General features: G+C 72.8%; 20 protein-coding genes. 8 read left to right on the top strand and 12 right to left on the bottom strand.

Annotated elements, in window-relative coordinates:
- Window positions 1-294 precede the first annotated feature (294 nt).
- Window positions 295-1854, top strand: a complete 1560-nt coding sequence (lnt, locus tag ACFY1P_RS12550) for an apolipoprotein N-acyltransferase (protein WP_390750605.1) — start codon at window positions 295-297, stop codon at window positions 1852-1854.
- On the opposite strand, the gene ACFY1P_RS12545 is transcribed toward lnt, so the two are convergent.
- The 3 genes from ACFY1P_RS12545 to ACFY1P_RS12535 all read right to left on the bottom strand — a co-directional run bounded on the left by ACFY1P_RS12545 (window position 1841) and on the right by ACFY1P_RS12535 (window position 4170).
- A complete protein-coding gene (locus ACFY1P_RS12545) occupies window positions 1841-1978 on the bottom strand; it encodes a hypothetical protein (RefSeq protein WP_361534161.1) in 138 nt (45 codons plus the stop codon). The two genes, lnt and ACFY1P_RS12545, sit on opposite strands and share 14 nt — an antisense overlap.
- A gap of 75 nt (window positions 1979-2053) precedes the next feature.
- Window positions 2054-2962, bottom strand: a complete 909-nt coding sequence (locus ACFY1P_RS12540) for a Gfo/Idh/MocA family protein (RefSeq protein WP_390750604.1) — start codon at window positions 2960-2962, stop codon at window positions 2054-2056.
- A complete protein-coding gene (locus ACFY1P_RS12535; protein WP_390750603.1) occupies window positions 2959-4170 on the bottom strand; it encodes an FAD-dependent monooxygenase in 1212 nt (403 codons plus the stop codon). The genes ACFY1P_RS12540 and ACFY1P_RS12535 overlap by 4 nt, the downstream gene beginning before the upstream one ends.
- Before the next feature lie 74 nt (window positions 4171-4244).
- Between ACFY1P_RS12535 and ACFY1P_RS12530 the strand changes: the two genes are divergently transcribed.
- The 3 genes from ACFY1P_RS12530 to ACFY1P_RS12520 all read left to right on the top strand — a co-directional run bounded on the left by ACFY1P_RS12530 (window position 4245) and on the right by ACFY1P_RS12520 (window position 6176).
- The gene (locus ACFY1P_RS12530) at window positions 4245-4841 is read left to right on the top strand and encodes a TetR/AcrR family transcriptional regulator (protein ID WP_361524032.1); all 597 of its coding nucleotides are present in this window, start codon (window positions 4245-4247) and stop codon (window positions 4839-4841) included.
- A gap of 41 nt (window positions 4842-4882) precedes the next feature.
- Window positions 4883-5398 (top strand): DinB family protein, encoded by a 516-nt coding sequence (locus tag ACFY1P_RS12525; RefSeq protein WP_390750602.1) that lies wholly within the window; start codon window positions 4883-4885, stop codon window positions 5396-5398.
- A 106-nt stretch (window positions 5399-5504) separates the two neighbouring features.
- A complete protein-coding gene (locus ACFY1P_RS12520; protein ID WP_390750601.1) occupies window positions 5505-6176 on the top strand; it encodes a hypothetical protein in 672 nt (223 codons plus the stop codon).
- A gap of 54 nt (window positions 6177-6230) precedes the next feature.
- On the opposite strand, the gene ACFY1P_RS12515 is transcribed toward ACFY1P_RS12520, so the two are convergent.
- The 6 genes from ACFY1P_RS12515 to ACFY1P_RS12490 all read right to left on the bottom strand — a co-directional run bounded on the left by ACFY1P_RS12515 (window position 6231) and on the right by ACFY1P_RS12490 (window position 10735).
- A complete protein-coding gene (locus tag ACFY1P_RS12515) occupies window positions 6231-6917 on the bottom strand; it encodes a uracil-DNA glycosylase (protein WP_361524040.1) in 687 nt (228 codons plus the stop codon).
- Window positions 6918-7018: 101 nt separating this feature from the next.
- Window positions 7019-7771, bottom strand: coding sequence for an SDR family oxidoreductase (locus tag ACFY1P_RS12510; protein ID WP_390750600.1), 753 nt, complete (start codon window positions 7769-7771; stop codon window positions 7019-7021).
- 17 nt (window positions 7772-7788) lie between these two features.
- Window positions 7789-8550 carry a 3-oxoacyl-ACP reductase FabG gene (fabG, locus tag ACFY1P_RS12505; RefSeq protein ID WP_361524046.1) on the bottom strand — a complete coding sequence of 254 codons (762 nt, stop codon included), beginning with the start codon at window positions 8548-8550 and terminating at the stop codon, window positions 7789-7791.
- A 147-nt stretch (window positions 8551-8697) separates the two neighbouring features.
- Window positions 8698-9093 carry a DUF3037 domain-containing protein gene (locus ACFY1P_RS12500; RefSeq protein WP_361524049.1) on the bottom strand — a complete coding sequence of 132 codons (396 nt, stop codon included), beginning with the start codon at window positions 9091-9093 and terminating at the stop codon, window positions 8698-8700.
- A complete protein-coding gene (locus ACFY1P_RS12495) occupies window positions 9090-9914 on the bottom strand; it encodes a HipA family kinase (protein ID WP_361524052.1) in 825 nt (274 codons plus the stop codon). The genes ACFY1P_RS12500 and ACFY1P_RS12495 overlap by 4 nt, the downstream gene beginning before the upstream one ends.
- 287 nt (window positions 9915-10201) lie before the next feature.
- Window positions 10202-10735, bottom strand: coding sequence for a hypothetical protein (locus ACFY1P_RS12490; protein WP_390750599.1), 534 nt, complete (start codon window positions 10733-10735; stop codon window positions 10202-10204).
- A gap of 213 nt (window positions 10736-10948) precedes the next feature.
- On the opposite strand from ACFY1P_RS12490, the gene ACFY1P_RS12485 reads away from it, so the two are divergent.
- The 4 genes from ACFY1P_RS12485 (at window position 10949) to ACFY1P_RS12470 (ending at window position 16319) form a co-directional block, all read left to right on the top strand.
- Window positions 10949-12091: a type III polyketide synthase gene (locus ACFY1P_RS12485; protein WP_390750598.1), complete on the top strand. Its 1143-nt coding sequence runs from the start codon at window positions 10949-10951 to the stop codon at window positions 12089-12091.
- 162 nt (window positions 12092-12253) lie between these two features.
- Window positions 12254-13561: a hypothetical protein gene (locus ACFY1P_RS12480; RefSeq protein ID WP_390750597.1), complete on the top strand. Its 1308-nt coding sequence runs from the start codon at window positions 12254-12256 to the stop codon at window positions 13559-13561.
- 255 nt (window positions 13562-13816) lie between these two features.
- Complete coding sequence (locus tag ACFY1P_RS12475; protein WP_390750596.1) at window positions 13817-15433, top strand: hypothetical protein; 1617 nt, start codon at window positions 13817-13819, stop codon at window positions 15431-15433.
- Window positions 15434-15593: 160 nt separating this feature from the next.
- Complete coding sequence (locus tag ACFY1P_RS12470) at window positions 15594-16319, top strand: dienelactone hydrolase family protein (protein ID WP_390750595.1); 726 nt, start codon at window positions 15594-15596, stop codon at window positions 16317-16319.
- A 211-nt stretch (window positions 16320-16530) separates the two neighbouring features.
- On the opposite strand, the gene ACFY1P_RS12465 is transcribed toward ACFY1P_RS12470, so the two are convergent.
- From ACFY1P_RS12465 to ACFY1P_RS12455, 3 genes are all read right to left on the bottom strand, one after another.
- Window positions 16531-18273 carry an ABC transporter ATP-binding protein gene (locus ACFY1P_RS12465; protein WP_390750683.1) on the bottom strand — a complete coding sequence of 581 codons (1743 nt, stop codon included), beginning with the start codon at window positions 18271-18273 and terminating at the stop codon, window positions 16531-16533.
- 107 nt (window positions 18274-18380) lie between these two features.
- Window positions 18381-18815 (bottom strand): lasso peptide biosynthesis B2 protein, encoded by a 435-nt coding sequence (locus ACFY1P_RS12460; RefSeq protein WP_390750594.1) that lies wholly within the window; start codon window positions 18813-18815, stop codon window positions 18381-18383.
- A complete protein-coding gene (locus ACFY1P_RS12455; RefSeq protein ID WP_390750593.1) occupies window positions 18812-19066 on the bottom strand; it encodes a lasso peptide biosynthesis PqqD family chaperone in 255 nt (84 codons plus the stop codon). The genes ACFY1P_RS12460 and ACFY1P_RS12455 overlap by 4 nt, the downstream gene beginning before the upstream one ends.
- Window positions 19067-19084 lie beyond the last annotated feature (18 nt).

The raw sequence follows: 19084 nt of genomic DNA, 5'->3' as shown, positions 1-19084 counted from the left end.
CGCGGTTCCCTGCCCATGGTGGACCACGGATAACCAACTGCACATACCCGGTCACACCTTTCCAGCGTGGGACGCAAGGTTCGCATTGGACCGTTTTTGATCGAATCAAGCCAAAGGCATTTTCCGGGTGGGTAGGAACGGTTGAATATTGCGCGCCGTTGTCGGGGTTTTTTCCCGGGCGGTGTGCACTGTTCGAAGATCCCCGGGATGGCCGGAACTCGCTCACGCGTGGGACGGACGAGCGATCGACGATCTCCGGAGCCGGAAGGCCGTGGAGCACATGGGAGGCACGGGATGGCGAGCACACCGTCGACCGAGCGGCGCACCGCTCTTCTCACCCGCCCCTGGCCGCGGGCCGCCGCTACGGTCCTGGTGGGCGCCCTGCCGGCGCTGACGTTCCCGGTGCCGGCGTGGTGGTGGCTTGCCTATGTGGCCCTTGTGCCGTGGCTGCTGCTGCTCCGCTCGGCCGCGGACGGCCGCCGGGCGGCGTTCGAGGGCTGGCTCGGCGGCGCGGGCTTCCTGCTGGCGGTTCATCACTGGCTGCTACCGAGCCTCCATATCTTCATTCTGGTGCTGGCTGCGCTGCTGGGGCTCTTGTGGGCCCCCTGGGGCCTGCTCGTACACCGGTTGCTGCGCGGTTCACCTGGGACAGGCCGGGCCGCGGCCGCTCTCGTGCTGGTGCCGTCCGGCTGGTTGATGGTCGAACTTGCCCGTTCCTGGGAGTATTTGGGCGGTCCATGGGGGGTGTTCGGGGCCAGCCAGTGGCAGGTGGCACCCGCTTTGAAGGTCGCTTCGGTGGGTGGGATCTGGCTGGTTAGTTTCCTCCTGGTGGCGCTGAACACCGCTGTCGCGTTGATGATTCGGCCGCTTGGCGTACGTACGAGCGGGCCGGTGACCGGCCTCGCGGGGGCGCTGGCGTGTGTGCTCTGCGTAACCGCCGTATGGCTGTGGGCCCCTGAGCCGCGGAGCGCGGGCAGCGTGCGGATCGCCGTCGTCCAGCCGGGGGTCGTCTCCGGCGACCGGAGCCCGCGGCGGCGCTTCGACCGCCAGGAGGAGCTCACCCGCCAACTGGCGGGGAAACACGTGGACCTGGTGGTGTGGGGCGAGAGCAGCGTCGGCGAGGACCTGGGCCGCGACGCCGACCTGCGGGACCGGCTGGCCGCGCTGTCCCGTGCGGTCGGCGCCGATCTGCTGGTGAACGTCGACGCGCGGCGCTCGGACCGGCCCGGCATCTTCAAGAGCTCCGTGCTGGTCGGGCCGGACGGGCCCACGGGCGACCGCTACGACAAGATGCGGCTGGTGCCGTTCGGGGAGTACGTACCGGCGCGCTCGCTCCTCGGCTGGGCCACGTCCGTGGGCAAGGCGGCGGGCGAGGACCGCAAGCGCGGCACGCGTCAGGTGGTGATGAAGGTGGCCACCCGTCAGGGCGGCCTGCGCATCGGGCCATTGGTGTGCTTCGAGACGGCGTTCCCGGACATGAGCCGGAAGCTGGCGGACGACGGTGCCGACGTGCTCGTCGCCCAGTCCTCGACCTCCACCTTCCAGCACAGCTGGGCCCCGGAGCAGCACGCCTCCCTGGCGTCCTTCCGCGCCGCCGAGAGCTGGCGCCCGATGGTCCACGCGACGCTGACGGGCGTCAGCACGGCGACCGACGCCCGCGGCCGGACGGTGGGCCACCGCCTGGGCACGGACCGCAGTGCGTCGGAGATCTACGACCTCCCGCTGGCGCGGGGCACGAGCCCGTACGCGCGCACGGGCGACTGGACCCCGATCGGCGCGGCGGCGTGTGTGGTGCTGTACGTCTGTGGGCTGGTGGCCGGCCGCCGGCGGCCGGCCCGGTCTACGCGGCCGTGAAGCGGGCCGGGGCGCCCTCCTGGAGGCGGCCCGGCGGGAGCTTGCGGCCGAAGAGGAGCAGGAGCAGATCCTGAGCCGTGCCGGACACCGGGGCGCCGGCGCCGAAGGTCCAGTCGAGGTCCACCGCCCGCAGTTCGCCCGTCCAAGAACAGTCTTTCTCCTGGGCGGCACCATTCGGATATGGCCTGTCCCCCGACGCTCAGGAAGTGGCCTGCTCCAACGCGGTCAGGACGATCCGCTCGCACAGTTCGTGCGTGCGCAGGGCGTCGGTCGCGTCGAGCGGTTTGCCCGCCCGCACCGCGTCCAGGAACGCGAGCACGCTCTGCTCGATGCCGCGCTGCCGCGCGACCGGCACCCAGTCGCCGCGGCGGCGGACGGTCGGCTGGCCCTTGTGGTCGATCACCTCGGCGAGGTTGACGACCTGCCGCTTGGTGTCCTGGCCGGAGACCTCCAGGATCTCCTCGGTGGAGCCGCTCAGCCGGTTCATGGTGCCGATGGCGGTGAAGCCGTCGCCCGAGAGCTGGAGCACGACGTGCTCCATGAGGCCGCCGCGGATCCTGGCCCGCACGTCGACGTGGTCGACCGTGCCGGGCACGAGGAAGCGCAGGGTGTCGACGACGTGGATGAAGTCGTCGAGGACGAGCGTGCGGGGGTCCTCGGGCAGGCCGACGCGGTTCTTCTGCATGAGGACGAGCTCGCGCGGGTGGTCCGCGCACTGGGCGTAGGCGGGCGCGTGGCGGCGGTTGAAGCCGACCATCAGGCCCACCCCGCGCTCCTGGGCGAGGCGCACGAGCTTCTCGCTGGTGGCGAGGTCGTAGGCGAGCGGCTTGTCCACGTAGACCGGGACGCCCGCTTCGAGGAGGCGGGTGACGATCTCGGGGTGCGCGGCGGTCGGGGCGTGCACGAAGGCGGCGTCGAGGCCGGCCGCGAGGAGCCCGTCGAGCGTGGTGTGACGCCGCTCCTCAGGGACGCGGCAGGAGTCACCGACGCGGTGGAGGGTGGCCTCGGTGCGGGTGTGGAGGTGGAGCTCCAGCTCCGGCCGGAAGGCGAGGACGGGAAGGTAGGCCTTCTCCGCGATGTCTCCGAGTCCGATACAGCCGACCTTCACAGAGCCTCCTGGGATCGCGATTCCGTTTGAGCAGCATACGGCTGTACGGGTGGCCGCCAGTCGGCCACTCCGTCGAGGCTCCGCAGGGCCAGGCGGGGGCCGACGCGGTTCACCACGGCGACGGCCGCGTCGCGCAGGGCGCAGGCGGGCGCGGACGAGAGGGCGGTGAGCCGGCCGACGCGGGCGGAGCGGCGGACGACGTCCGTGGTCCGGGGAAGGCGCTGGCGTGTGTAGGCGGGCAGCGCGCGGGAGGCGTCGCCGTCGGCCTCACCGAGGAGGTGGGCCAGGACCACGGCGTCCTCGACGGCCTGGCAGCCGCCCTGGCCGAGGTGCGGGGTCATGGGGTGGGCCGCGTCGCCGAGCAGCGCGACCCGGCCGCGGTGGTAGGCGGGCAGCGGCGCCGCGGAGGTGTGGACGTCGTTGCGCAGCACGGCCGCGGGGTCGGCGGCGGCGAGGATGCCGGGGACGGGGTGGTGCCAGCCGCCGAAGAGGCGGCGCAGTTCGGCGAGTTCACCCTCGGGCGCGCGGCTTCCGGCGGGCGCCTTGGCCTGCGCGTAGGCGTAGACGCGCCCGTCGTGCAGCGGGACGGTGCCCCAGAGCAGGCCGCGGCCCCAGGTCTCGTGGGCGGGGAAGGGCCGGGCGGGCGGCGGGACGACCATGCGCCAGGTGGTGAGGCCGGTGAAGCGCGGGGCCGGGTGGTGCGGGAAGAGGGTGCCGCGGACGGCGGAGCGTATGCCGTCGGCGCCGACGACGAGGGCGGCCTCCAGCTCGCCTTCGGCGGCGGCCACCCTCGCGGGGCGCCCCGGGCCGCCGGGATCGGCGAGCGTGGCGGGGGCGCCGGTGCGTACGGCCCCTTCGGGAAGTCTCGCGGCGAGGAGCGCGACGAGTTCGGCGCGGTGGGCGACGACGACCGGGCCGCCGAAGCGCTCGGCCGCCGCCTCGCTGTCCGTACGGGAGAGCCAGCGGCCGCTCGGCACGCGCAGCCCGCCCTCGGCCTGCCAGCCGGCCAGGGCCCGGACGGCGTCGCCCGCGCCGAAGGTGTCGAGGGCGCGCAGGGCGTTGGCGGCCAGGGCGATGCCCGCGCCGACGGGTTCGAGCGAGGCGGCGCATTCGAGGACGGTGACGGTCCAGCCGCGGTGGTGCAGGGCGGCAGCGGCGGTGAGCCCGCCGATACCGCCGCCGATGACGACCGCACGGAGTTCGCGCATGATTCCCTCCATTACTACGGGTGTAGTTCCCGTCAGATTACTACTGTTGTAGTGATGGCGATAGGTTGGGGCGCATGTCAGTCGAGAAGACCGCCACCGGTCCCGCGCGCGCCCAGCTGATCGCCGACACCGCTCTCGCCCTGCTCGCCGAGCGTGGCATGCGCGGGCTGACCCACCGCGCCGTGGACGAGGCGGCCGGGCTGCCGCTCGGCTCGACCTCCAACCAGGCCCGCACCCGGCTCGCTCTGCTGGAGGCCGCGGTGCGGCGGCTCGCCCTGCGCGAGAGCGAGGTGCTGGGCGTGCCCGGACTGCCGGGCCCGGACGCCGGGCGCGAAGCGCTCGCCGAGGCCGTCGCGCTCGCGCTGCACCGCTCGCTGACCGGGCAACGGGCCCTGCTGATCGCCCGCTACGAGCTGGCCCTGGAGGCGGCCCGGCGGCCCGAGCTGCGGCGGATCTACGACTCGGCGGGCCGCGTCTTCCGCGATCCCCTCACCCGCCTGATGGCCGCGAACGGATCCCCCGATCCGGAACGGCACGCGCTGTCCCTCGTGGCGTGGTGCGAGGGGATGATGTTCTCCTGCGTCGCCGGGTCCTTCCACACCACCGCACCGGACCTCGGACAACTCCGCGCCGGTGCCGGTGAACTGCTGCGCGGCATGCTGGAGCGATAATCCGTGGCGGCGCCACGCGTCCGGGGGTGAGGATGCCCACCATGACCACCACGAGCGAACGCCGCGAACCGCCCACCGTCTCCGACGAACGCACCAGCCTGGAGAGCTGGCTCGACTACCACCGCGCGACCCTGGCCCTCAAGTGCGCCGGGCTGGACGACCGGCAGCTGCGCGAGCCCTCGGCGCCGCCCTCGCCGCTGACGCTCATGGGGCTCGTACGGCACATGGCCGAGGTCGAACGCGGCTGGTTCCGGCGCGTGCTCGGCGGCGAGGAGTCGGCCGGGCCGATCTTCTACAGCGACGCGGACCCCGACGGCGACATCCACGTCACCGAGCAGGACACCTGGGAAGAGGCGTACGCCACCTGGCAGGCGGAGATCGCCGCGGCTCGCGAGGCGGCACGCGGCCGCTCCCTCGACGACCGGGGCGTGCACAGCCGCCACGACGCGGAGTTCGACCTGCGCTGGATCTACACGCACATGATCGAGGAGTACGCCCGCCACAACGGCCACGCGGACCTCATCCGCGAACGCATCGACGGGGCGACCGGGGACTGAGGGCCCGGGGGCCGAGCCGGGACAGCCGGCCGAGGGCCGGCGCAGCCCGCACGTCACCCATGCGGGGAATTCCCAACGCACCCGAGCGGGCAGCAGAGTTGACCGAATGCATCGTCTGCCCGCGGCGACCGTCCTGGTGGCAGCGGCCCTCGTGGCCGCCACCGGGTGCGTGTCCGTCTCCCCTCAGCCCACCGGCCACGGCCGGCAGCACTCCCTCTCCCGTCCCGCCGGGCCGGTCGGCCCGGGCCGCGCCCGCGAGGCCCTGGTCGACATCGGGCCGGACGCCTCGGGCGGCCCGCCGGGCGATCCCTCGCGGGACCCGACCTCGCACGCGCCACCAGGGACACCCACGGATGGCTGGAGCCCCGAAGACCCCAGGGATCCCAGGCCCCCCAGGGACCCCGCCGACCCCGCTCCGGCGGACCCGGCCGGCCCAAGGGAGCCGGTGGACCGTTCGCACACCTCGCACGGCTCCCGCCCCTCGGAGTCCGCGAAGAGCCCGCCGGGGAACTCCTCGTCCCCTTCCCGCGATTCAGGCCGGGGCGAGACGTCAGGCCGCCCGCCGGAGCCGCCGAGCCGGCCCGCTCCCGCCGGCGAGGACTCCCCCCTCCCCCGCAACCCCCCGCAGGCACCGCCCACGTCCGGCCGCGCCGCCGAGCCCCGGCAGGCACCGCCCCGGAGGTCCGGCGGGGGCGTCTGCTCGCTCGGCCGCACCTACGGCCACTGGGAGCAGGGCAGCGACGCCTCCCGCATCTGCGGCCAGGTGTACGGGCACTGACTCCCTTCGACGGAGGCGGCGTGAGAGGGCCGCACCCGTCGAGCGCGCGCCGGGTCAGACGGCGAGGTCGGGGATCTGCCAGGAGATCGGCTCGTGGCCCTGGGCCGCCACCGCCTCGTTGATCTGGGTGAAGGGGCGGCTGCCGAAGAACTTCTTCGCCGACAGCGGCGAGGGGTGGGCGCCCTTGACGACGGTGTGGCGCGCCTCGTCGATCAGGGGGAGCTTCTTCTGGGCGTAGTTGCCCCACAGCACGAAGACGGCCGGGTCGGGCCGGGAGGCCACCGCGCGGATGACCGCGTCGGTGAACTTCTCCCAGCCCTTGCCCTTGTGGGAGTTGGGCTCGCCGCCGCGGACCGTGAGGACGGCGTTGAGCAGCAGCACGCCCTGCTGCGCCCACGGCATCAGGAAGCCGTTGTCCGGCACCTCGTGACCGAGCTCCTCGCGCATCTCCTTGTAGATGTTCCGCAGGGAGGGCGGGGTCTTCACGCCGGGCCGCACGGAGAAGCACAGGCCGTGCCCCTGTCCGGCGCCGTGGTAGGGGTCCTGGCCGAGGATGAGGACCTTCACCCGGTCGTACGGCGTGGCCTCCAGCGCGGCGAAGACCTCGCCGCGCGGCGGATAGACCGGTGCCTTCGCCCGCTCCTCCTCGACGAAGTCGGTGAGCTCCTTGAAATACGGCTTCTCCAGCTCTTCGCCGAGGACTCCGCGCCAGGACTCGGGCAGCATGTCGGTGACGGTCACGCCAACAACCTCCGGGGTTCGTTCCACTCTCATCGGAGAACCTACCGGCGACCACTGACAACGCCTGACGCCCGGCCCCGCGACGAAGGGCCGGGGGCCGGTCAGAAGCCCGCGTTGAGGAGGATCCCGCCGTCCATGACGAGCGTCTGCCCGGTGATCCAGCCGGCGGCGTCGGAGAGCAGGAACGCGGCCGCGCCCCCGATGTCCTCCGGCACCCCCAGCCGCCCGAGCGGGTAGGAGGCGACGGCCTCCGCCTCGCGCCCCTCGTAGAGGGCGGCGGCGAACTTGGTCTTCACCACCGCGGGGGCGATGGCGTTGACCCGCACGCCCGGCGCCATCTCGTGCGCGAGCTGGAGCGTGAGGTTGACCATCGCGGCCTTGCTGATGCCGTAGGCGCCGACGAAGGGCGAGGCACCCAGCCCGGCGACGGAGGCGATGTTGACGATCGCGCCGCCGTTCTCCTTCTGCCACGCCTTCCAGGTCTGCTGGGCGAAGCCGAGCGCCGAGATGACGTTGGTCTCGAAGACCTTCCGGGCGACCGCGAGGTCGAGGTCGGCGATCGGGCCGAACACCGGGTTCGTACCGGCGTTGTTGACGAGGTGGTCGACGCGCCCGAAGGTCTCCATCGCGCGCTCCACGGCCGCGGCCTGGTGGGCCTCGTCGTGCGCCTTGCCCGCCACACCGATCACGCGGTCGGCGCCGAGGGACTCGACGGCGGCCTTGAGGGCGTCCTCGTTGCGCCCGGTGATGACGACGCGGTCGCCGCGGGCGACCAGCGCCTCGGCGATGCCGTAGCCGATGCCGCGGCTGGCGCCGGTGACCAGCGCGACCTTTCCGCTGTCCTGCACGGTCATGTGTCCGTCCTCCCCCGTCAGTTGAGCGGTCCGCCGGCCACGTACAGCACCTGGCCGGAGACGAAGCCGGCCTGCTCGCCGGTGAAGAAGGCGACGGCGTTGGCGATGTCCGCGGGCTCGCCGACCCGCTGCACGGGGATCTGGCTCGCCGCCGCGGTCTTGAAGTCCTCGAAGCCCATGCCGACGCGGGCCGCGGTGGCGGCGGTCATGTCGGTGGCGATGAAGCCGGGGGCGACGGAGTTGGCGGTGACGCCGAACTTGCCGAGCTCCTTGGCGAGCGTCTTGGTGAAGCCCTGCATGCCGGCCTTGGCGGCGGCGTAGTTGGCCTGCCCGCGGTTGCCGAGCGCCGAGCTGCTGGAGAGGTTGACGATGCGGCCGAAGCCCGCGTCGACCATGTGCTTCTGGCAGGCGCGCGACATCAGGAACGCGCCCCGCAGGTGCACGTTCATGACGGTGTCCCAGTCGTCCTCGCTCATCTTGAACAGCAGGTTGTCCCGGAGGACACCGGCGTTGTTGACGAGGATCACCGGGGCACCGAGCTCGGCGGCGACGCGGGCGACGGCGGCCTCGACCTGGGCCGCGTCGGAGACGTCGCAGCCGACGGCGAGGGCCTTGCCGCCCGCCGCCGTGATCTTCTCCACGGTGTCCGCGCAGGCCGCCTCGTCGAGGTCGAGGACGGCGACCGCCCGGCCCTCCTCGGCCAGCCGGACGGCGGTCGCCGCGCCGATGCCACGGGCCGCGCCCGTGACAACGGCTACGCGCTGCTCGGTGGTGGACATGCGGGGGCTCTCCTCACCTCGGAAACGTCGACGGTGCCGAGGGGCCCCGGCGGACCGCCCTCCCGCACCGGCGGGTGAGCGACCGCTTAGTACCTTCGGCGGATCAGACGCTAGAAGCCCCGCCACCCGCTGTCAACGCCTCGCCGCTCACCTGACCAGCAGGTCGAGGAGGCGCTCCGGCTCGCACTCCGGGTCCGCGGTGAGGCCCGTGTGCACGGGACCGGGCTGCACGACGGTGCTGCGCGGGGCGATCAGCCAGCGGAAGCGCCGCCCCGGATCGTCACCGGCGGCCTGCCCGGCCCGCTCCCCGCCGAGGCAGACGCCCTCGACCGCGCCCAGCGCGGCGCGTACGCCCGCGACGTCGGCCGTCGGGTCCAGGGCCAGCAGCCGCGCCTCGTCCAGGTGGACGCGGGCGGCGACGAAGGACTTCGCCTGGCAGTAGACGACGACGCCGGCATTGATCAGCTCACCCCGCTCGACGCGGGGGACGACACGCAGCAGCGCGTATTCGAAAACGTCACGTCCGTTGTGGCGCCCGGTCATTTCACGGCCCTTCCGTCGAGCCTGACACGCACCCACTCCGGCGCCTGCGAGGGCTTGTCCTTGCTGCGTTCGCCGAGGGTGATGCGGTCGCCGATGGAAGCGGCGCGTTCCAGCAGCACCTCCACGTAGGCGCGGCGCACGGCGTCCGGGCCGTCGAAGCCCGGTTCGTCCAGGAGCCACTCGTCGGGCACGTCGGCGGCGACCGCCGTCAGCAGCTCCTCGGTGACCCGCGGGGCGAGGGCGGCCGTGGCGGCGGCGAGGTCCGGGCCGAAGGAGGCGAGGACGTGGTCGGAGGCGTCGTACGCCTTGCCGGCCGCGGCCCGCGCGCTCGGCCAGTTGTGGTGCCAGATCATGGTGGCGCCGTGGTCGATGAGCCACATCTCGCCGTGCCACACCAGCAGATTGGGGTTGCGCCAGGAACGGTCGACATTGTTGATGAGCGCGTCGAACCACACCACGCGCCCGGCCTCGGCCGCGCCGACCTCGAAGGCGAGCGGGTCGAAGCCGAGGGCGCCGGGCAGGAAGTCCATGGCGAGGTTGAGCCCGCCGCTGGCCTTGAGCAGCCCCTGCACCTCCTGGTCCGGCTCGCCCCGCCCGATCACCGGGTCGAGCTGGATCCGCGCCAGGTCGGGGACGCGCAGCCCGAGCGCGCGGCCGAGCTGTCCGCAGATCACCTCGGCGACCAGCGTCTTGCGGCCCTGTCCCGCGCCGGTGAACTTCATGACGTACGTACCGAGATCGTCGGCCTCGACGATCCCGGGGAGAGAGCCACCCTCACGCAGGGGCGTGACATAGCGGGTGGCGGTGACTTCTGGCAGCATTTTCCCAGGCCGTCCCGCTTCTCAATCTTGCATTCGACAGCGGAGGCCGACCAATGCAGGGTGAGACGTCGGCCGCCGATCAGCCCTGGGGAGAATCTGGGGAGTTCCGGCCGGCAGCCTGATCTCCTCATCTCCCCAACAGTCCATCGACGGCGGCGCGACCCTTGCTCCCGGCCTCCGGCATGAAGTGAGCATAGTAACCGAGCGTGATGGCCGGTGACGAATGCCGAGTCGGTGCGCCAGTCAGGCCGGACAGCACCTGTCCGCTGGTGACGTGGGGCGCGTCCCTACGGGTGGATGCTCAGCCGGGTCAGTGCCGTGGTGTGCCGGATGCCCTCACCGATTACGCAGTCGGTCGGAAGGCTGCCCGGCACTGTCTGGATGGTCTTCTCGGCAGCCGCCCCTTCGCCGCGGCCGCCGACGACTGTTCCCTTGAGCAGGGCGGTGTTGAAACCCGCCACGCGCACAGAGGGCCCGGCCTGGTAGGCGATGACCGTAGTGGCACCGTCCGCGTAGTGCAGGACCTCCTTGGACCGGTTCCAGGAGAGGAGCAGGCAGCTCCCTCCGGTCTCCCCCTCGGTGTGGTACGCGGCCGTGACGCCGTGACCTGAGGCGTCCTTGCAGTGGTACGTCCCATCGACGGTGACCTCGGCGGATCCGGCGGAGGACAGGCCGAGCCCTGGCCCGTAGGTGATGTTCTCCTGGCCCTTGCAGTCCATGGCGGTATGGTCGTGCGCCTGCGCCTCGGGTGCCCCGGCGACGGTGGCCGCGAGCAGGGCGAGGGAGGACAAGGTGACTCCTGCGCCGCGCTTGCCGATCACGGTGAGTCCTTTCGTAGCCCGAACACGGTGTGGACAGCGCCACTTGGCTACCCACTGACATCTCGGATCGCACCGCCTTCCTGGACAGTCAGGAGCATCATGGCGTCCCCACATCCCGGTGTGCGCCCTGCGCCTCACCGCACGCCCTACCCGGGGCATCGCGGCGGCGTCACCGTGAACCATCACGGGACCCACGCGCAAAAGGAGTTACCGATGAGTGACGCGCGTCCGGCAGCGCCCAGGGTGGCCTCCGTGGCGATGGCCGCGCCTCCGCACCGGCACCGGCAGCAGGAGATCGCGGCCGTGTTCGCCGAGGCGTTCCTCGGTGCCGGCGCCGCCGCGCGCCGGAAGTTCACCGGACTCGCGGCCCGTTCCGGCATCGAGTACCGCAACCTCTCCCTGCCGTTGGCCGAATACCGCAAGCCCCGTGACTTCACCGAGTACAACCGGACGTGGGCGGCGATGGCCCGTCAAGTCGGCCAGCAGGCCCTGACCCGCGCCCTTCAGGCGGCGGAGATCTCACCCGACGAGGTCGGGGCCATCGTCACGACCACCACCACCGGGGCCTCGGTCGCGTCCTTCGACGCCGGCCTCGTCCAGCAGGTGGGCCTGGATCGGCATGTGGTCCGGATGCCACTGTTCGGCCTCGGCTGTGCGGGGGGCGCCGCCGGACTGGCTCGGGTGCATGACTATCTGCGCGGCCATCCGGACCAAGTGGCCGTCCTGGTCTCCGTCGAGCTGTGCTCGCTGAATTTCCAGTGCGCCGACACCTCGGTGGAAAATCTGGTGGCCACCGGCCTGTTCGGCGATGCCGGGGCGGCCGTCGTGGTCCTCGGCGCCCACCGGGCGCGGCGGGCTGTCGGTCCGGAGCTGATCGCGGCCCGCAGCTGCCTGCACCCGGGCACCGAACACCTGATGGGCATGCACTTGGGGACCGACGGGTTCGCAGTGTTCCTGGCCCCGGACGTCCCGGACGCCGTCGAGAAGCACCTGCCCGGCGAGGTGCACGGCTTTCTGGCCCAACACCGGCTGACCACGGCGGACATCACCTCCTGGATCTGCCACCCCGGCGGCCCGAAGGTCCTCGAGGCCCTGGACCGTTCCCTCTGCCCGCCGCCGGGTGCGCTCACCCACAGCCGGACCTCGCTGGCCCAGTGCGGCAACATCTCGTCCGCCTCTGTCCTGGACGTGCTGCACCGGACCTTGGCCGATGCCGGCGGCCCGCCCGCCCCCGGATCGCACGGCCTGCTGCTCGCCCTCGGCCCGGGACTCACCACCGAACTGGTGCTGCTCAACTGGCCGACGGACCGTGTTCCTTACCGCCGGGCCCGGCCATGTGGTCACGCTTTGGAGTGATCGCAGGGTATCGGGGAGGCTCTTCTCGTGACCCTGAACTCTGCGACAAGGTTCAGGAGTTCACAGGGACCGTGGCCGGAGGCGCTCCGTCCCTGTTGACTGCCCGCGCCCCGCGGGATTGGCTGCTCCGGTCCGTACCGAAGCGGCACCGTGGAGGGAAACATGCGCCTCAGACGAATTGCTGTGCTCGCCGCCGCATTGTGTGCCTGTGCGACGGCCGCACCCGCCGCCTCGGCGGACACCTCCGCACGGCCCCACCACCCGCGCATCGAGCGCGTGAGTGTCGCCGCGGACGGTACCCAGGGGGACGCTTCGTCGTCCGAGCCGGCGATCAGCGCCGACGGCCACTACGTCGCCTTCCTCTCCCGCGCCCGCACTCTGCTGCCCGGCGCGCCGAACGCCGAGAAGCTCTACCTCAAGGACCTGTGGACCCGAGCCGTCGAGCAGGCCAATGTGGCGAACGACCCCGATCCCGACCTGCGTTGGGTGTACTCGTTCTCGCTCAGCGCCACCGGCCGGTACGTCGCCTTCTCCTCCACCGCCGAGCAGAACGGCCCCGGTCATGTCACGGACCAGCACATCTACGTCCGCGACCGGCTGACGGGACGGACCGAGCCCCTCCTGGGGGACAAGAACCGGAAGGGCTACGCGACGTCCCCCGCGATCAGCGCCAACGGCCGGTATGTCGCCTTCACTTCCGACCGCACCGACCTGGTCCCCGGCGGCGGCGAGCGCCAGTGGGACGTGTACCTGCGGGACCGCTGGAGGCACACCACCCGGCGGGTGAGCGTCGCCTCCGACGGCAGCCGGGCGAACTCGCTGTCCAACTGGCCGGTCATCAGTGCCGACGGCAGCAGGATCGGCTTCAATTCGCTGGCCGACAATCTGGGGGCGGCGAGACTTCACTCCTGGAGCGAGGCCAGCTTCTACGTCCACGACCTGCGCACCGGACGCACCGTGCCCGCGGCCCGGACCCGGGACGGCAAGGCGGCCGTCACCGTGCTCAAGTCGAGCCTCAGCCCCGACGGGCGGTACGCCGCCTTCTCCTCCAGGACGCCCGGCATCGCGCCGGGCCGCGACCACGACACCGGCCGCTGGGACTGCTACGTCACGGACCTGGGCAGGGGATCCACCCGGCGGGTCAACCTCGCGCGGGACGGCTCCCCGACCGACGGCGACTGCAGCGGCCCGGTGATGAGCCCGGACGGCCACCGGGTGTTCTTCACCGCGGTCCCCGGCAGCATGGTTCCGGGCTCCCCCGGTTGGCGGGGCATCTACATGCGGGATCTGCGCACCGGCACCATCGAGCGGCTCGACGTCTCCGCCGAGGGAGCCGAGGGCGACGCCGGCTCGGGTGCCATCTCGGTCGACCGGTCCGGACACCGCGTGGTCTTCGACAGCTGGGCGGACAACCTCGTCCCCGGCGACACCAACGAGACCGGCGACATTTTCCTGCGCCTCCTGCCCTGACGGGCAAGGAGCTGGACAACACTCCGGGCGCCCGGCGCCTCCTGCCTCTGACGTCTCGAACACCCTGTTGTCCAGGGCACATGCGGCGAGTACCTCTTCTGGGGGACCGGCTCCGCACCACACTGGGTCTGAGGGGGCCGTTCCCGCCCGTCGGGTCCGGCCCTGAAAACCCCGTTTCCCGGGGCCGATCGACCCGCATCCCCGATGATGGGTACCGCCTGGGGCAACGGATCAAGGGACGCGGGAGGGACGCACATGGCGGTGGAGGCCGGTACGCGGCAGGAGGAGCAAGTCGCGGGGCGGGTATGGACGGTGCGCCTGGATCCCTACGGCCGCCCTTCCGCCGGCACGGTGAGGCTCTCCTGCTCCCGCCCGGCCTGCACCGATCAGCACTTCCCCTGCGGCGCCGCCGCAGGGCGCAAGGCCGCGATCGACCACGTCAACACGCACCTGGCCCGCATCCGCGCAGGCGGAGGGCCGCGCGGCGAGGCATGGTGCGCCTGCCGCGCCGCCGACTGCGCGTGGCACACCCCCGAGCCCGTCACCGGACGGCCGGGCGGTACGCGACCGGGGGCGGTGCGGTGCGGCGGCCCGGTGGTGTTGACGGTGTACGCAGACCGTGCCGGACGGCTGTGGCGCATCGCCGAGATGTGCGCGCGCTGCGCGGCCGCCGCCCCCGGCTGCCGCGTCCTGGACACAGCCCCGCCCCCGGCCGGGACGAACCAAGCGGCGGGACAGCCGGACACGGAGCAGGAGAGGGCAGACGGCACGCTGGGGAAGGGCGTGGCAGCGGTCTTCTCCGACCACGCCCCCGCCGGTGCGCCGTCGTCCGCGGCCGCCACACCGGCGCCGGACCCTCGCGCCCGCCCCGCCACACCGGGTGGGGCGCCCCGGCGGGCGAAGCGGCGGGGAAAGATCGCCCAAAGGATCGTGCCGCCAGGCCTCGAGCCCGAGGTCCTGCGCCTGGAACTCATCGAGCTCGGGGACGCGTTCCGCGCCTACCAACGGCGCACCGAACCCGACCTCGCCCTCCTCGCCACCCTCCACGAGCGCAAGGCCCGCGCGTTCGCGCTGTGGGCCGACGTGAGCGGCGACGGCTCCCTGCGCCACGAGGCGAAACGCGCCGAGACGGCCGCGCAGACCACCCGCGAGATGCACGAAAACCGTGGCGGCCGGCCCGCCGACGGCACGGCAGGCGATCAGCCGGTGGTGGAACGGCTGCTGACCCGCCCTCAGGCCGCCCACACCCGCGCCGTGCTGGACTACGCCGCCGCCCACGCCCCGTACCCGCAGGCCGAGGTGCGGCTGGCGGTGCTCATGCTCACCCTGCGGGCCGCGAAGGCCGGCTCCGGGAACGTCACCGGCCAGGAGCTCACCGGCTGGCTCCAGAATGACGCCGAGGAGGTGGTTCAGCGGCTGGTCGCGGCCGGCTGGCTGCGTCTGCCCGGCACCGTCGCCGAGCTGATGGCATCCCGTTCCGAAGACCCCACCGCCGTCACCGTCCCCACTCTGCTGCCCGACCGGCCCCGCCCGTTCGACTTCGGCAAGATCACCCGCGCCAGGGTCTCAGGCTGGGCCCAGAAGGTGGTGGGCGACCGGAAGATCCGCAAGAAGAAGGCCACCGCCGCCACCCGGCTCCTGGCGCTGTACACCGCTGCCCACACCCGCCCCGACGGACGGCTCGGACGCGCCGAGGACGGCGGGCTCCACCTGGACCAGGCCGCCGCATTCTGCACTCTGCCACCCGACCAGGTCGGCGAGCACGCCGAACTCCTCATCGCCGCCGACTGGCTCACCGAATGCGACACCATCGCAGGGCGGCTGCGCGGGCGGCTCACCGAGCGCGTCCTGCCGCTGGGCGGTCTGCTGTGACAGGACCCCGGTGCCGATGGGGCCAAGGGATGATCTTGAAACCCTGAGCGCCCGTCGGTTGTTGTGAGCCCTCGGCGTATTTCAGAGGGACACCCGCGCTGTTCTGCCGGCGGCAGAACACCGGCCGGACCGGGCTTGACGATCACTACAGTCCAGTCTCATGACGACGATTACGACGCGTACGGTCGAGTACCCGGCCGACGGTCTGACGATGATCGGGCACCTCGCGCTCCCGGCCGGTGTCGACCGCCGGCCCGCGGTGCTGCTCGGACCGGAGGGCATGGGGCTCAGCGACGTCGAGCACCGCCGGGCCGATGCTCTCGCCGAACTGGGATATGCAGCGCTGGCCTTCGACCTTCACGGCGGGCGCTATTTGGGTGACCCCGAGGAGATGCTGGCCCGTTGCATGCCACTGCTCGATGATCCCGACCGGATGCGGGGCATCGGCCGTGCGGCGCTCGACGTGTTGCGCGCCGAACCGCGGACCGACCCCGACCGGATCGCCGCCGTCGGTTACGGCACCGGGGGCGCCATCGGGCTGGAGCTCGGGCGTGATGGCGTCAGCCTGCGCGCGATCGGGACAGTCAACGCACTGACCACGGGCCGACCGGGCGAGGCGGCGCGCATCCGCTGCCCGGTGTGGGCCGGGGTCGGGTCGGAAGACCCGATCATGCCGCCCGCGCAACGGAACGCGTTCACCGCTGAGATGCAGGCCGCGGGCGTCGACTGGCGCCTCGCGGTCTACGGCGGCGCCTTGCACGCCTTCCACCACCCGCCGGTCGACCACCCCACAGTCCCCGGCGTCGGCTACCACCCCCGGCACGCGCAACGCGCCTGGCGCGACATCGTCGGCCTGCTCGCCGAGTGCGTGCCCGTGACGACCTGACCGAGCTGCGTGTCCGGCCCCCCGATCTGGCCACGCGGTTCTCCGAACTCCGTGAACTGCTCGAACCGCACCCCCTCTCGACCAGGTCAACGCCTTCCACAAGGCGCTGACAGGCACACCGGGCCCCGACGCCGAGCATCGGATCGCCGCTCGGAAGACGATCTGTACCGAGGTGACCGCGGACTCCCCTGCCCCGGGACCTGAAAAGCGGTCATGGCCCGGGTGCCCAGCCCTTGTCGCCCGTCTCCCGCAGGGTCTGCGCAGTGGCCAGCCTCCGGTAGGCGGCGCTGCGCAGCAGCAGTTCGTCGTGGGTGCCGGAGGCGATCACACGTCCGGCGTCGAGCACATGGATCCGGTCGCTGTTCTGGACGGTCGAGAGCCGGTGGGCGATGACCAGCAGCGCGCACTCCTTCGCGATGTCCCGCAGCACCTGGCTGAGCGCGGCCTCGTTGATCGCGTCCAGGTGGGAGGTGGGCTCGTCCAGCAGGAGCAGCGACGGCCGGGTGAGCAGGGCCCGGGCCAGGGCGACGCGTTGGCGCTCGCCGCCCGAAAGGGTCGCCCCGCGCTCGCCCAGGACGCATGCCATGCCGCCGGGGAGCCGCTCGACGACATCGGTGAGGTTGGCCAGGCGCACCACACGGTCGACCTCCGGGGCGGCGGCGTCCGGCACCGCGTAGGTGATGTTCTCCCAGAGGGTGCCGTGGACGACGTGGGTGTTCTGGTCGACCAGGGCGATGCGCTCGCGGCACTGCCGCCGGGTCAGCTCGGCCGCGGGCCGCCCGTCGAAGAGCACGGCGCCCTTCTCGGGTTCGTAGAAGCGGGCGACGAGGGAGAGGATCGTGGTCTTCCCGGCACCGGAACGGCCCACGAGCGCGATCTGACCGCGGTGCGGTACGTCCAGTGAGACCCCGCGCAGCACGGGCCGTCCGGGGCCGTAACCGAAGTGGACGTCACGCAGCGCGAGGGCGCCGGACGGTCGGGCGGCGGCCGGGACGTGGCTCCGGTCACCAGTGGTGCCTGCGGCGCCGGTGGTCTCCCGGGGCAGGGCCAGCGCTTGTTCGACGCGGCGGTAGGCGCCCATGCCCCGCTGGAGGAGGCCGACGGCCCGGAAGACGGACGAGAGCGGGACGACGAGGTAGGAGGCGTAGAGCAGGAACGCCAGCAGTTCGCCGAGTGAGTCGGCGCCGCCCACGCGCATGCCGCCGACGACCAGGACGACGAGGAAGGAGCCCTGGACGGCGAGTTCGACGGCGGAACTCATGAAGGAGGCGAGCTTGGCCGTCTCCACCCCGGCGCGGTACGCGCTGTCGACGCGGGTGCCGATTCTGGCCGCCTCGCGGTCCTCGGCGCAGTGGACGCGCACCATGGGCAGCGCGCCCAGGGCCCGTTCCAGGTCGGCGGCGATGCCGCCGATGGCACCCTGGGTGCGCTCGGAGGCACCGCGGATGCCGGACAGCAGCGAGGAGACGACGACGGCCGCCGCGGCCACCGTGGCGGCGACCAGCAGGAGCAGCACCGGGTCCAGCCACGCCATCAGCGCCAGGGCCCCGGCCGAGACGAGGAGCCCGGTCACCAGGTCGACCAGGGCCTGGGCGGTCGCCTCGCGGATGACGGTGGTGTCGGCGGTGACGCGGGAGATCAGATCACCGCTGCGGTGGCGGCCGTACTCGCGCATGTCGAGCCGGAGCAGGTGCCCGACCAGCCCGTGCCGCAATGTGCGGACGACGCCCTCGCCCATGCGTTCCAGCAGGAAGCGGCCGACGGCGCCGGTCACGGCCTCGGCCACGAAGAGGCCGGCCAGGAGCAGCAGGAGACCGGCGACGGAGCCGTGGCCGGTGGCGTCGACGACGTGCCGGGCCAGCAGCGGCTGGGCCAGCCCCATCGCCGAACCGGCCAGGCTGAGCGCGCAGGCGACGGCGATGGCGGGGCGGTGTCCGACGGTCAGGCGCACCATCGTGGCCACCGCGCGCGGGGTCGCGCGGCGGCCACCGGCCCCGGAGTCCGGCGCGGGAGCGCCCGGTTCGCCGGGGCGGGGCCCGGCCTCCGTGATGAGCTGCCCGGTCACGGCGCGTCCCGGCCCGCGGGCTCCACGGTCAGCAGACGGCTGAAATAGTTGTCGGGCACCCCCTCGCCCACGGGCCGGCCCTCGGCCTCGATCCAGGCGTGGGCGGCGAAGGGCGGCACCACCCGGACCCCCGCGCACCAGGTCGGCCACACGCCCCACACGCGGCACAGCAGCGCGGCGGCCACCGAACGCGGCAGACAGCCGCGCGGGCCCGCGCAGTACAGGCTGACCGCGCACACCGCGTCCCGGGCGGCCTGCGCCCGCCCGCGGCCGGCCGGTGCGGCGCCACGGCGCAGTACGGCCAGCAGGGCCCGGAGGCGGCGAGGGCTCAGCCGGGCCAGAAGCAGCGCGGACGGCAGGACCGCGCGGGCGGCCAAGCGATGCCCGAGCGGCACGCCGACCGGGCGGGCCAGGGCGCTCGGGGTGCTCATGAGGCCAGTCCGCTGGTGCGCAGTTGCTCCGTCAGCTCCGCGACGTCCCGCGTCGCCCGGTCCCGGTCGATGTCGAACTCCGCGACGAGGGCCTCGACGGCGTCGTCCTCGTCGCCGCCCTGGAGCAGGGTGCGCACGACGAGAGTGCCGGTGGGGTTGAGTTCCCAGTACTCCCCGGTGCGCTGGTCCAGCAGGACGGTGCCGTACTCGGTGGTGGCGGTAGAGACGTCGGAGCCGAGCCGTAGTGCCATGTGCCGTACTCCTCTTCT

The organism is Streptomyces sp. NPDC001407, from assembly GCF_042895325.1.
Lineage (GTDB): Bacteria > Actinomycetota > Actinomycetes > Streptomycetales > Streptomycetaceae > Streptomyces.
Note: the sequence above shows the minus strand (reverse complement) of the source record. Positions and strands in the feature narration are given on the sequence as shown.